Genomic DNA, 13,024 nt, shown 5'->3' with positions numbered 1-13,024 from the left:
CATGATCTGGGAAACCGTCCGCCTCTCGCTGCGCTCGATCCGCCGCAATGTGCTGCGCTCGTTCCTGACGCTGCTCGGCATCGTCATCGGCGTCGCCGCCGTCATTGCCATGTTGACCATCGGCTCCGGCACCACGCAGAAGGTCAAGGCCGACATCTCCAAGCTCGGCAGCAATTTGCTGGTCGTTCGCGCCGGGCGGCCCGCCGGTCCCGGCGCCCCCGGCGGGCTCGACCAGGCGGTGCGGCCGCTGGCCGAGAAGGACGTGGCGGCGCTGGTCGCGCATCTCAGCGGCGCACGCGCCATCTCGCCGGCCTCGCAGAAACAGGTGCGCGTCATCTTCGGCACCGAGAGCCTGACCTCCGGCGTCACCGGCACCGACAGTGCCTATCTCGACGCGCGCGACTGGAAGCTGGTATCAGGCCGGCCGTTCAGCGATTCCGAAACCCGTTCCGGCACCGGCGTGTGCCTGATCGGCGAGACGGTGCGCCAGCAGTTCTTCGGCGCCGGCGATCCCGAAGGCGAGATCATCCGCGTCAACCGAACCTCCTGCAAGATCATCGGCCTGCTCGAACCCAAGGGCTATACCGGCTTCGGCCAGGACCAGGACAATGTCGTGCTGATGCCGCTGCATGCCTACCAGCGCCGCATCGCCGGCAACCGCGATATCGACAACATCTACATCGCCGCCGACGACCGCACGCCGACCACGGAATTGCAGCCGCGCGTCGAGGACATCTTGCGCGACGCACGCCGCATCACCCCCGACCGCGAGAGCGATTTCGGCATCCGCGACATGACGCAGATCGCCGACGCCATGGCCAGCGCCACCACCACCATGACCGGCATGCTGGGTGCGGTCGCCGGCGTCAGCCTTTTGGTCGGCGGCATCGGCATCATGAACATCATGCTGGTCTCGGTCACCGAACGCACCCGCGAGATCGGCATCAGGCTCGCCATCGGCGCGCATGAAAAGCACATCCTCATCCAGTTCCTGGTCGAGGCGACGGTGCTGTCGCTGCTCGGCGGCATCATCGGCATCCTGATCGGGCTGGCCCTGGCCGGCCTCGCCTCNTCGCCTCGGCGACGCTGACCATCCCCTTCGCGCCAAGTCCGGCGGTCATCCTGCTCGCCGTCGGCTTTTCGGCGCTGATCGGCATGGTGTTCGGCTTCTTCCCAGCGCTGCGCGGCGCCAGGCTCGACCCGATCGACGCGCTCCGGCACGAATAGGCAATCCCAATCGGAAAGCGTGTCCGGCGCTTCGATCTGGTTTTGCACAACCTTCGACGTTTCCCCTCTCCCGCCACGCGGCTCGCAATGTTAGGCCAGGACATCCCTGGTTGAGGAATGACGCATGAGCAAGAAGGCGCGATTGATCCTGGTGATGGTCATCATCGAAGCCGCCCTGGCCGGCATCTGGTGGTATCTCGCCCGCTACGGCATGGCCAATCCCGACCGCGTCACATCGGATTTCCAGGCAATCGTCGGCCAGACCATGGGCATGGCGATGGGCGGCTTGCTGGGTATCGGCTTCATCTTGTTCTTCGTCGCGGCCAAAAACGATCGCAAGGCGGCGCAGGGCAAGACGCGCCCCTAACCCTCGCCGGAAAAATGCCACTCGATCAGCGGCTTCATGTGCGGCGACAACCCCTCCGGCAGGTCGGCGGCATGGCGGATGATGACCGGCCCTTCGATCTCCGGATCGGTCTCACTGGCGACGAAGGCTGAGATTCGCCGCGCGATCTCGTCGGCCGGGGTCGTCACGTGATAACGGCGGAAGATGACTGTCCCGCTTGCCATCGAAAGGGCGTGATAACGCACCCCGCGCCTGGCAGCCGACAGGTCGAGCCCGGTCTCCTCGCGCACCTCGCGGATCATGTTGAAATCGACGTCGACCAGCCCGTCGCGAAAGTCGATCGGCTCGAACGATCCGGCGGCAAAATAGACGCGGCCCGCGCTCACGGTATGCGGCCCCATGCGGATCGCCACCAGCGCATTGTCGCCGGCCACCAGCATGGCATGTGCATAAGCATGCTCGGCGCCGGTATTTTCGCGCTGCTGACGCCAAAGCATGAAGGTGGAGTAGTTGATCGCATGACAGCGGCCGACGAGCCGTTTGTCGCGCCAGGCAAGTTGCGACAAAAGCACGACCGTGCCGTCGAACAGCGCCGGATTGGCCGCGATCTCGCGCTGCCAGTTCTCGGCGATCGCGTCAGCGTTTTCCAGCGCGAAAGGGTGCGGGCCGGGATCGAGCCGGACCTCGACGGCATCGACAGGCAGGATGACATTGCGCGGCAGATCGAAACGCATGCTCACTGGACAATATCCAGCGTGATCGCCACCGGGCAGTGGTCCGACGCTTTCGGCCGGTCCCAGCCGGCGCGAGGGAAACGCTCGACTTCCTGGCCCGCGGGAAAGATCGTGCGCCAGGGCTGGCCGTTGCGGATGATGTCGGGAACGGCGGTGGCATTCTTCGCCGCCAGCCCCTTCGAAAGCAAGATATAATCGAGCTGGCAGAGATGCCGCTCCTCGGGTCCGCGTGTGTGGTAGAAGGTCCAGCGGTTCATTTCCGGCCGCCGTTCGACGATGTTTTCACTGAAGCCGCCCGCCGTCAGCACGTCGATACAGGACTGGGCCTCGTCGACCACCTCGAAACGGTAGCCGTCGAATTCATCGCCGGCGATCTTCACACGCTGGCGGTAATCGTTCATGTCGCCGCAGATCGCCCAGCGCTTGTCGGCGGCATGATCCGTGCCGAAACGCTGTTCTATGATCCGGCGCACTGCTTGCGCCTCGGCGATACGCACCGGCATCGTCGCCTCGCGCCCGTCGAGGCCGTTGCGCGGCGAGCCCATCGACTTGAAGTGCACAAGATAGAGCGTCAGCGGCACGCCGCCCACGGTGATATCGATTTCCAGGCAGTCACGCCGGAAGACGCGTTCATTGGCCTGGTTGCCGAGGGCCGCCAGTTCCGGCGTATGCAGCCCGAACTGCTCGTAGGTGACATGGGCGTAGCTGGTCATGCGAACGAATTCGATCGGCTGGCCCTGTGCGGTCTCGTTGCGCATCATGATGGCGACATCGATGCCGCGCGAATCATTGCCCGACGTGATGTATTTCTGGCGGTAGCCCTGCCCCACCATCTTGAACAGATAGCCGTATTCGAAGGCCTTCAGCGCCTCGATGTTGTCGACCTCCTGCATGCAGATGACATCGGCACGGGTGGCGGCGATCGCCAGCGCCGTGAGCTGGCGCATGTCGTCGGACTGGGCGATCGCCCGGGCCTGCTCCAGCATCTTGTATTCGGCCTCGCTCTGGATATCGAACAGCGCCAGCGTCCGGTCTTCGTTGAGCTGGTTGCGATAACCGGAAAAATCGAACCTGTTCATCAGGTTCTCGACATTGAAGGTGGCAAGGCGCAGCGACATGCCCCGACCTTTGCCCGCAAGTGCGCCAGAAAACAAGATCGCAGGACCACAAGCGGAGATCGATTGGTCCTGCGGTATTCGCGTCATGGTTGACGGAACCTTTCCGTTCATCCGCCGTTCAGATGCGAACATCCACAGTAGGCCCATTCCAGGGTAGGCGTGGGGCCTGTGTCTCTTGGAGAGTGCAATGAATTCGCTCTTGTCTTTCACGATGAAATCCGGGCTGATAGCGCTCGGAATTGTCTCCGGCATCACGGCGCCGTCCGCTGCCGGTCCGATCCTTCAGCCGAACCTGTCGGTTCCCGCCAGCACGGCAGCACCTGCGGTCACTCCGGTTCGCGACAGCTGGGCAGGCGGCAACGACCGCTCGTTCAACAACGACTGGAGATGGCGCCGGTCGGGCCGCTGGAATGGAAACCGGCACTGGAACGGGGGCAATTGGAACGGCGGCGGCAACTGGAACGGCGGCGACAACTGGCGCTGGCGTCACGGCCGCCGCCACTATCACGGCGGCTATTATGATGACGGCGCCGCCGCGGTCCTGGGCCTCGGCTTGGGGCTCGGCCTTGGCAGCATGTACAACAACTACAACAACTACGATTATTATAGGCCTGCGCCGCGCCGTTATTACCGCGCGGGACGGCTTTCGAACGCCCATGTGCAATGGTGCTACAACAGGTACCGGTCGTATCGCGCCTGGGACAACACGTTCCAGCCCTATAACGGCCCGCGCCAGCAATGCTGGTCGCCCTATAGCTGAGCCGGAACGCCTGGGCATGCTCAACGGCGCCGCATCGCGGCGCCGTTTTCATTTGGTGCCGCGGTCGAAAAAGCTCTCCCCATCCTGGAATTCTCATAACAGGCGGCGGACTTAACTTTTCCTCTCGCTGCAACTACTATCACCCCGCAAGACTTTGCGGCTTGAGGGGGTAAGCTGAAATGTCCGAAGCGCCCGTCGTGATCCTGATCCATGGCATCAGGACCGCCGCCTGGTGGCAGAACCGGATCGCCTCTGTCATCGAGAGCGAGACTTCGGCCACCGTTATTCCGATCAAATACGGCTATTTCGACCTGCTGCGGTTCTGGTGCCCGCTTGGCATCTGCCGGGCCGGCCCGATCGAAAAGCTCCGCCAGCAGATCGAAGGGATCGGCAAGCACTATGGCGACAGGCCGCTGATCGTCTTTGCGCACAGCTATGGTACCTATGCGCTGACCCGGGTCATCCTGCAGAACCCCTTTTTCCAATTCGACCGCATCATCCTGTGCGGCTCGGTGGTTCCGGGAGATTTCGACTGGCGCGCGGTGGAAAACCAGATACGCGGCACGGACAAGCGCAATGCCATCATCAATGAATGCGGAACGCGCGACATCTGGCCTGTCATGGCGCAGTCCGGCACCTGGGGTTACGGCGCCACCGGCACTTACGGCTTCGGAATGTTCAATGTCCGGGACCGCTTCCACGACATCACGCATAGCGAGTACTTCACCAACGAATTCGTCAAGGCCAACTGGATCCCCCTGGTTCGCGGCGAGAAGGTGACATTCTCCGATGTGGATACCCAAGGTGGTGGGACGCCGGCATGGTTCAACCTGTTGCGGCTGCCGCTGAAGTGGATTCCGCTGGCCGCGGCCGTCGGGATCGCGGCACTTTTTGTCGTGCACCCTTTCGGGTGGTTTGGCGGCTGCGCCAGTGACCTGAAACCCTACAAAGGACAATGCGTCACGGAAGACTGGCTGGCAGGGCGCAAGGATCTGAAGAAGCAGTTGGGCGATGTCGTTGCCGAGGTCAACATGACGCTCGATCTCAAGGGCGGCCGGCTGTTTCCGATGATGTACCAGTTTGAAGACAATCCGACACCCGAGAGATGGGCTCAGATCGTTCAGGTCGCCGACGTCCTGCTGAAACAGATCGATGAGGGCGTGGCCAAAGCGCGCAATTATGACTCCAGGGTGGTCGACTTGGGCAACAACATCATTCTCATAACCTCCACAGGCAGGCAGACCATCGACAAGAAATACAGCAACGCTTTCCAGGAAGTCGAACGGCAATGGAACGGGCGCCAGTTCGTCGTCAATCAGATCACCAAGGTGAAGGAGATGCCGACAGTCGAACAGGCTCGGCAGTGGCATCAGGCGCTGTCTGAAATGCACGATCAACTGCGCGTGGAAATGCAGAAATTGATCGATTTGCTGGATGACGACGGCGAGCCGGACGGATCGAGCGCCTAAGCAATTCCAGGAAAAGTGTAAAACGGTTTTCCGTCCGGAATTGCGTCAAAACAAAGAGTTAAAGCGGTTCACCGTTTCCGTGAAACGGTGAACCGCTTTAAGCAATTTGGCGATCAGAAATGAAAAGGGCGGCACTCGCCGCCCTTTTGCATGGTAGGGGAAGGTCCGTGGATTCGCTCAGTTCTTGGCCTTGTCGACCAGCTTGTTCTTCGAAATCCACGGCATCATGGCGCGCAGCTTGGCGCCGACTTCCTCGATCTGGTGGCTGTCGTTGTTGCGGCGGATGCCCTTGAAGCGCGACATGCCGGCGCGGTATTCCTGCATCCACTCCGAGGTGAACTTGCCGGTCTGGATGTCCTTCAGCACGCGCTTCATCTCGGCCTTGGTCTCGGCGGTGATGATGCGCGGGCCCGAGACGTACTCGCCCCATTCGGCGGTGTTCGAGATCGAGTAGTTCATGTTGGCGATGCCGCCCTCATAGATCAGGTCGACGATCAGCTTGACCTCGTGCAGGCACTCGAAATAGGCCATTTCGGGCGCATAGCCGGCTTCCACCAGCGTTTCGAAACCGGCACGGATCAGTTCGACCAGGCCGCCGCACAGCACCACCTGCTCGCCGAACAGATCGGTTTCGCATTCCTCGCGGAAATTGGTCTCGATGATGCCCGAACGGCCGCCGCCGACGCCGCAGGCATAGGAGAGCGCCAGGTCGAGCGCGTTGCCCGAAGCGTCCTGGTTGACGGCGACCAGGCACGGCACGCCACCGCCCTTCTGGTATTCGCCGCGCACGGTATGGCCGGGGCCCTTCGGCGCGATCATGACCACGTCGACCGTCGACTTCGGCTCGATCAGGCCGAAATGCACGTTGAGGCCGTGCGCGAAGGCAATCGCGGCACCGTCGCGGATATTCGGCGCGATCTCGTTCTTGTAGATGTCGGCCTGCAATTCGTCGGGCGTCGCCATCATCATCAGGTCGGCCCATTTGGCGGCGTCCGCCACGCTCATCACCTTGAGTCCGTCGGCCTCGACCTTCTTGGCGGTCGCCGAGCCGGCCTTGAGGCCGATGGCGATCTCCTTGGCGCCGGAATCCTTGAGGTTGAGCGCATGCGCCCTACCCTGGCTGCCATAGCCGATGATGGCGACCTTCTTGCCCTTGATCAGGTTGAGATCGGCATCACGATCGTAATAGACGCGCATTTTTACTTCCTTCCCGTTTGATATCAGAGGCCTTGCGGCCCGGTTTTTGCTCCGAAAAGAGCGAGAAACTGCTGCGTCGCCCGCGCGGCGTCGCCGCCGATCGCCGCCTCAGTCAATTCCAGCCGGTCGCCGAGCAAGAGACGGATCTGCACGTCGCGGGCGACCAGCCCGAAAAAGGTACGGAACGCCGTCTCGGCATCCGCGAAATCCAGAAGCCCTGCCTGGCGGCCTGCCTCCAGCACCGGCTTCAGCCGCTTGGCCAGCGCGAAGCGGCCATTGTCCAGCACGACGGCGCCAAGATTATCCTTGCCTGACCCGGCATGGCCGACAGCGACGCGATTGAGCGCTATTGAGGTATCGCTCGAAATCACTTTCAGCCAGTCGGAAGCGAAACGCTCGAGGCTTGCCGCCAGCGAGGCAAGATCGAGCCCCCTGCCATCGACCGGCGCCACCCGCACCTTGGAGGCCTGCCACTGTACCGTCGCCGTCAGCAGCCCGTCGCGGTCGCCAAACCATTTGTAGAGCGTTTCCTTGGAACAGCTTGCGCGCCTGGCCACGGCGGTCATGGTCAGCTGATCGCCCTCCTCGACCAACAGCCGCAATGCCGCATCCAGAACGGCCTTCTGCCGCTCCGTCAGCGTCTCGCTGGTTTCGATGTCGGCGTTTGCTAGCAACGCGATCATTCCCAAAAGGCAAGGCTGGTCGCAAATCCGGCAGCCGTACCGTACGTTACGGTTCGGCATATTGCGCAATCCGGTCCTCGGCGCAAGGGGGACTAAGAAAAAACTGCAAGTCCCTGCGATGCCACACATCGCATATGTTAGTCTCCGGCAGGCGGATGACGCAGCCGTCCAAGCAATGCCGACAGCGCGTTCAACTCATCCGCGCGGAGCTTGGCGCCAACCAGTTCCGCGATCGACCGGCCATAGACCGCCCACATCCGCCGGCGCATCTCCAGCCCCTTGGCCGTGATGCGGATCGTCTGGCCGCGACCGTCATCGGCCACGGGCAGTTTCTCGACCAGCCCGTCCGCTTCGAGCCGCGCCAGCAGCCGCGAGATGTTGTACTGCGCAAAAAGGGTGCGCTCGATCAGCTGAAACGGCCGCAAGCCACCCTCGCCCGCCTCTGCGAGTTCATGCAGCACATCGTACCAGTCGAGCGATGGCAGGCCGCCTTGCTTCAGCGCGTCTTCGGCACTCTCCACCAGTTGGCGTGAAACGCGCATCAGGCGAGCCCATGCCTTGATGGCGTCCGGCGAAGGCGTGGTGTTCTCGGTCATGGCCCACATTAGGCGATAGATGCAGATGCATCAAGCTTGACGATCGATGCACACGCATCTACATAGATGCAATTGCATCAATACTGAAAGACAAATCCATGACGCACGACAAACTCATTCTCGTCAGCCACCCTCTCTGCCCTTATGTCCAGCGCGCGGCGATCTCGCTGACCGAAAAAGCCGTGCCGTTCGAGCGCATCGCCATCGACCTCGCCGACAAGCCGCACTGGTTCAAGGCGATCTCGCCGCTCGGCAAGGTTCCGTTGCTGCGCGTGCCGCGGAATGGCGAGGAAACGGTAATTTTCGAGTCGGCTGTCATTCTCGAATTCCTCGAAGAGACACAGGCCAATCCCCTCCACCCCGCCGATCCCTATGCCCGCGCCCAGCATCGTGCCTGGATCGAATTCGGCTCGGCCATCCTCAACGCCATCGGCCGCTTCTATTCGGCACCCACNCACCCACCGAGGCCGGCTTCCTTGCCGAGACCAGCACGCTCTCTGCCATGTTTGGCCGTCTTGAAGCCGAATTGGCGAACGAAGCCCGGCAGGGTGGGCCATGGTTTGCCGGCCACTGTTTCTCGCTCGTCGATGCTGTTTATGGCCCTGTTTTCAGATATCTCGACGCCTTCGACCGGATCGGCGATTTCGGCATCCTGGACGGCAAGCCGCGCGTCCAGGCTTGGCGAAAAGCATTGAGCGAACGCCCCTCCATCAGGGACGCCGTTGCACCGGATTATCCGCAGCGTCTGGATACCTTCCTGCGGGCGAAGGGCTCATTTCTGTCGAGCCATCGAAACGATCTGCCCATCGCGCTTCCGTCAGCCCAATCCGCTTGAACGGATCGATCGCCGTGCCGGCCACCATCGACGCCAGGAACTGCGGCGCCGGAGGGATTTTCGCGATGGTCGCCACCAGCCGGTCACGGATCAAGGGCAGCGCCACGGAATCCGACTGGTAGAACGGCGTGAACGCCAGCGACAGCGCCTGGAAGACACGCACATGCCAGCGCCGCGCTTTGGCATACGCTTCGAGTGCAGCCTCGATATTGTCGGTCCGTGCCAGCGCATGGCTGAGTGCCGCGGCGTCGAGCAGCGCCATGTTGGCCCCTTGCCCGAGCTGCGGGCTGGTCGAATGCGCGGCATCGCCGATGATCGCGAGCCGCCGGCCAACCGGAAGCTTCATCGTGTGATGGCCGTAGCGGGCCAGCGACAACTGGTCGAAACTGTCGATCTGGCTGGTGTACGCCTGGCTTTGAGGCCACAGCCGGACCACCCTCTCCTTCCAGGCGCCCAGGCCTTGAGCGCGCACCGCGTCGGCATCATCAGGCTTCAGGCTCCAGAAGAAGGCCGCCATCTTTTCAGCACCCGGTTCCGGCCGGCCGATCGGCAGCACGCCGATCATCACGCTCGCCCTGTCGTAGCGCTGCGAAAGCGCGTGCTCGTCGAAGCCATCGCCGCGCCAGCCGAGCGATGCCCAGAACGCGCCATAGGTGAGCGGCCGCGGCGCGCCTCCATTATCAGCGCATCGCCGCAGTTTCGAGCGCGAGCCGCTGGCGTCGACGATCAGATCGAACGGCCCTGCCCTTCGTCCGTTGCCACAGACCAGCGTCGCCCGTTCGCCGGCCTCCACGGCCTCGATCTCGACGCCGGTCTCGATGGCGATGGCCTCGCGCCGGGCGGCGCGGAAAAGCACGCCGAACAGGGCAGCCCGATGCACCGCCAGGCCGAAACGGCGGCCGCGCTGCGCATCGTAGCGGACGTCGAGCACGGTGCGGCCGGTCGAGGCGTCGGCGCCATGCAGCCGGTCGATGCGGGCGCCGAGCGCCAGTATGTCGTCGAGTAGGCCGAGATCGCCCAACACGGTCAACCCGGTCGGCTGCAGGATCAGTCCGGAGCCGACGGGCTTAGGTCCCTCGAAGCGCTCGAAGATGGTGACCCTGTGCCCGGCGCGCTTGAGATAGAGCGCCATGGCGAGCCCCGCCGGGCCGGCGCCTGCAATTGCGATGTCGTAGGAAATGCCAGTGCCCCCAAGCCGATCTGGCCGGGACAATCCTTCAGCGGCCGGATGAAATCAAGTCGCGGCGGCTCTTCGGCTGTTCAGCCTTGGGCGGCATCAAAATCGGCACGAGCCTCGCGCACCGCATCATGGTTGCGTTCGGCCCACAGGATCAATTGATGAAAGGCGCCGAACATCGAGCGCCCGAGATCGGTCAGGCTATATTCGACGCTCGGTGGCTTGGTCGGAAACACCTCGCGATGCACGTAGCCATCGCGCTGGAGATCGTACAGCGTCTGGGTCAGCATGCGCTGCGAAATGTCGGGCACAAGGCGCCGCAACTCGCCGAAGCGGTAGGGTTGTTCAGCCAATGCCATCATCAGCAGCGATCTCCATTTGCCGCTGACGCCCTGGATGACGTCGCGAACCGGACAATTGGCAATATTGCCGCCGCCGCTGATCGCTTTGTAGATCTCCATCTTCGATTTCAGATTGATGATCTTGCCGTCCATGGCTGGTTCCCTGCGCGTGCCTACCTCCCAAAAAACTGCCTTCTTTACGGCACCGGGTCAATTCCTATTTTAGTGCTGGTCTCTTTCTGAGACTACCACTCGACCGCCGTTGCGGTACAATGTCAGGATCTCCCATGACCGAAACCCTCCTCGTTACAGGCGCCTCCGGCCAGCTTGGCCGCGGCGTCATCAACTTTCTCTTGGACACGCACAAAGTTCTGCCGGCAAACATCATCGCCACCACACGCAATCCAGAAAGCGTTGCCGATCTGGCGGCGCGCGGCGTCGTCGTCAGGGCCGCCGACTTCAACGACGCGGCCTCGCTGGAAACCGCCTTCAAGGGCGCCGACAAGGTGCTGATCATTTCGACCGGCGATCTCGATCTCAAGAGCGGCAGGCGCCTGAAGCAGCACGAAAATGCCGTCGCCGCGGCCAAAACCGCCGGCATTTCGCATTTGCTCTACACCTCGATGCCCAATCCGGAGCCGGTATCGCCGGTCCTGTTTGCCGATGACCACTACAGCACCGAGCAGGCGATCAAGGCGAGCGGCATTCCCTACACGATCTTCCGCAACGGCTGGTACCAGGAGAACCTGTTCCTGGCATTGCCGCATGCGATCGCCTCGGGACGCTGGTATACGTCCGCCGGCGAAGGCCGCATCGCCCACGGCGCACGCGACGACATGGCGGCGGCGATCGCCGCGGGCCTTGTTTCCGGTTCGACCGACAGCAAGACCTACACCTTGACCGGTCCGCATGCCTACACCACGGTCGAGATCGCGGCCCTGGTAAGCGAGGTTACCGGCAAGCCGCTGGAAGTCATTCAGGTTCCGGACGCGGCGCTGGCCGAAGGTGTGAAGGCGGCCGGCATTCCCGATGATTTCGCCGACGTCGTCGTGTCCTTCGACGTCAACACGCGCTCCGGCCGCATCGCCATGGTGACCGACGCGATCGAGACGCTTTCCGGCAGGACGCCGAAGACCTTGAAGCAATTCCTCGAGGCCAACAAAGCCGCGTTGGCTGGCTGAAAGCAGCGCGGCGGCAGGTCTTTCTCCCGCCGCGTTACTTCGAACTCTTAAGCAGGCCGAGCCGGATCAGGCTTTCTCCGGTGGCGGCCAGTGCGTCTTCCCGCGATCGTGGCGCCCAGCCGAGCATGCGCACCGCCTTGGCGCCGGTGGCATTCTTGACCTTGCCCAATTCCGCCACCAGCTGCGCGGCTTCCGGGTTGAACAGGCCGACGATCCGCACCAGCCAATCGGGAAGCTGCCGCGTGGAAACGCGCGACGCTGCGCCGCCCAGCCGCGTTTTCAAGGTCTGCGCGATGTCCCGCACGGTCATGAAATCGCCCGACACCGCCAGGAAGCGCTCGCCGCGCGCGGCGGGATCGGTCATGGCGCGCACATGCAGGTCCGCCACGTCACGTGCGTCGACGACGCCGAAGGACAGGCGCGGCAACCCGGGCATCGCACCGTTCATCATGCGTTGGACAAATTCCGTGGAGGTCGAATGGTCGGGCCCGAGCACCGGGCCGAAGATGCCGACCGGATTGACGACAGCCAGCTCCAGTCCGCCACCCTCGGCGGCGACAAAATCCCAGGCGGCGCGCTCGGCAAGCGTCTTCGACTTGACATAGGCGCTGACCTTGCCGGTCGGATCGGTCCAGCTCTCCTCCGTGAACGGCCGCCCGTCGGGTGGCATCTTGCCATAGCCGATGGCGGCGAAGGACGAGGTCAGCACGACGCGTTTCACACCAGCGTCCCGTGCCGCCCGCAACACGTGCAGCGCGCCTTCGCGAGCCGGAACGATCAAATCATCCTCGTGCTTCGGCACGCCGGGCGGGAATGGCGAGGCGACATGATGCACATAGTCGCAGCCGGCGACCGCTTGCGGCCAGCCCGCATCGATCATGAGGTCGGCGATGGCAAAGGAGAGGCTACCGCCCGGGTCGGCGCCACCGGCCTTGAGCATGGCCAGGACGTCGGCCTGCCGCTTGGCGGAGCGCACGGTCGTGCGCACGCGGTAGCCCGCCTTCAAGAGTGCGAGGATACAGTGGGCGCCGAGGAAGCCAGACCCGCCGGTGACAAGCACCAATTCGCCGCTCATCCCCAACCTCCCCCATCCATCAGGCCGAGGCGACTGAGCTCGTCAGATCGCCACCTGCGTGCCGATTTCCACGACGCGTCCGGTCGGGATCTGGAAATATTCGGTCGCATCGGCCGCGGTGCGTGCCAGTCCGATGAACAGCCGGTCCTGCCACACCGGCATGCCGGAATTGGGCGAGGCCTTGAGCGAGCGCCGCGACAGGAAGAACGACGTCGTCATGATGTCGAACTTCCAGCCCTGCTTGCGGCAGATCGCCAGGGCGCGCGGGATGTTGGGCTGCTCCAT

12 protein-coding genes and 3 pseudogenes are annotated in these 13,024 nt (G+C 63.1%); 6 read left to right on the top strand and 9 right to left on the bottom strand.

What is annotated here, in order from left to right:
• The first annotated feature begins 1 nt into the window (after position 1).
• Positions 2-1,227, top strand: a pseudogene (locus tag X743_RS01000000168490) (ABC transporter permease).
• A 124-nt stretch (positions 1,228-1,351) separates the two neighbouring features.
• On the top strand, positions 1,352-1,594 hold the full coding sequence (locus X743_RS168425) for a hypothetical protein (protein ID WP_023763291.1): 243 nt from the start codon (positions 1,352-1,354) through the stop codon (positions 1,592-1,594).
• On the opposite strand, the gene X743_RS168430 is transcribed toward X743_RS168425, so the two are convergent.
• Entirely contained in the window at positions 1,591-2,307 is a 717-nt protein-coding gene (locus tag X743_RS168430) for a hypothetical protein (protein WP_023763290.1), read from the bottom strand. The genes X743_RS168425 and X743_RS168430 overlap by 4 nt on opposite strands.
• A gap of 2 nt (positions 2,308-2,309) precedes the next feature.
• A complete protein-coding gene (locus X743_RS168435; protein WP_023763289.1) occupies positions 2,310-3,425 on the bottom strand; it encodes an endonuclease/exonuclease/phosphatase family protein in 1,116 nt (371 codons plus the stop codon).
• A gap of 187 nt (positions 3,426-3,612) precedes the next feature.
• On the opposite strand from X743_RS168435, the gene X743_RS168440 reads away from it, so the two are divergent.
• Complete coding sequence (locus X743_RS168440; RefSeq protein ID WP_023763288.1) at positions 3,613-4,185, top strand: BA14K family protein; 573 nt, start codon at positions 3,613-3,615, stop codon at positions 4,183-4,185.
• A 179-nt stretch (positions 4,186-4,364) separates the two neighbouring features.
• Positions 4,365-5,654, top strand: a complete 1,290-nt coding sequence (locus X743_RS1000000169750; protein ID WP_023763287.1) for an alpha/beta hydrolase — start codon at positions 4,365-4,367, stop codon at positions 5,652-5,654.
• Positions 5,655-5,831: 177 nt separating this feature from the next.
• Here X743_RS1000000169750 and ilvC read toward each other — a convergent pair whose 3' ends face one another.
• From ilvC to X743_RS168455, 3 genes are all read right to left on the bottom strand, one after another.
• Positions 5,832-6,875 (bottom strand): ketol-acid reductoisomerase, encoded by a 1,044-nt coding sequence (gene ilvC, locus X743_RS168445; protein ID WP_348625894.1) that lies wholly within the window; start codon positions 6,873-6,875, stop codon positions 5,832-5,834.
• On the bottom strand, positions 6,875-7,534 hold the full coding sequence (locus tag X743_RS168450; protein WP_031257336.1) for a TetR/AcrR family transcriptional regulator: 660 nt from the start codon (positions 7,532-7,534) through the stop codon (positions 6,875-6,877). Before X743_RS168450 ends, ilvC begins: the two co-directional genes overlap by 1 nt.
• 137 nt (positions 7,535-7,671) lie before the next feature.
• A complete protein-coding gene (locus tag X743_RS168455) occupies positions 7,672-8,130 on the bottom strand; it encodes a MarR family winged helix-turn-helix transcriptional regulator (RefSeq protein ID WP_023763285.1) in 459 nt (152 codons plus the stop codon).
• Positions 8,131-8,228: 98 nt separating this feature from the next.
• On the opposite strand from X743_RS168455, the pseudogene X743_RS01000000168485 reads away from it, so the two are divergent.
• A pseudogene (locus X743_RS01000000168485) lies at positions 8,229-8,917 on the top strand (glutathione S-transferase family protein); the annotation flags it as partial.
• On the opposite strand, the gene X743_RS168460 reads toward X743_RS01000000168485, so the two are convergent.
• Positions 8,841-10,178 carry an NAD(P)/FAD-dependent oxidoreductase gene (locus X743_RS168460; RefSeq protein ID WP_023763284.1) on the bottom strand — a complete coding sequence of 446 codons (1,338 nt, stop codon included), beginning with the start codon at positions 10,176-10,178 and terminating at the stop codon, positions 8,841-8,843. The pseudogene X743_RS01000000168485 and the gene X743_RS168460 overlap by 77 nt on opposite strands.
• Positions 10,179-10,225: 47 nt before the next feature.
• Positions 10,226-10,636: a helix-turn-helix domain-containing protein gene (locus X743_RS168465; protein WP_023763283.1), complete on the bottom strand. Its 411-nt coding sequence runs from the start codon at positions 10,634-10,636 to the stop codon at positions 10,226-10,228.
• A gap of 134 nt (positions 10,637-10,770) precedes the next feature.
• On the opposite strand from X743_RS168465, the gene X743_RS168470 reads away from it, so the two are divergent.
• Positions 10,771-11,664 (top strand): SDR family oxidoreductase, encoded by an 894-nt coding sequence (locus X743_RS168470; protein ID WP_023763282.1) that lies wholly within the window; start codon positions 10,771-10,773, stop codon positions 11,662-11,664.
• Positions 11,665-11,698: 34 nt separating this feature from the next.
• Here the strand turns inward: X743_RS168470 and X743_RS168475 are convergent, their stop codons facing one another.
• Entirely contained in the window at positions 11,699-12,739 is a 1,041-nt protein-coding gene (locus X743_RS168475) for an aldehyde reductase (RefSeq protein ID WP_023763281.1), read from the bottom strand.
• Between the two features lie 42 nt (positions 12,740-12,781).
• Positions 12,782-13,024: pseudogene (gene trkD / locus X743_RS168480) on the bottom strand (potassium transporter Kup); the annotation flags it as partial.

This window comes from Mesorhizobium sp. LNHC232B00 (genome assembly GCF_000502435.1).
Lineage (GTDB): Bacteria > Pseudomonadota > Alphaproteobacteria > Rhizobiales > Rhizobiaceae > Mesorhizobium > Mesorhizobium opportunistum.
Note: the sequence above shows the minus strand (reverse complement) of the source record. Positions and strands in the feature narration are given on the sequence as shown.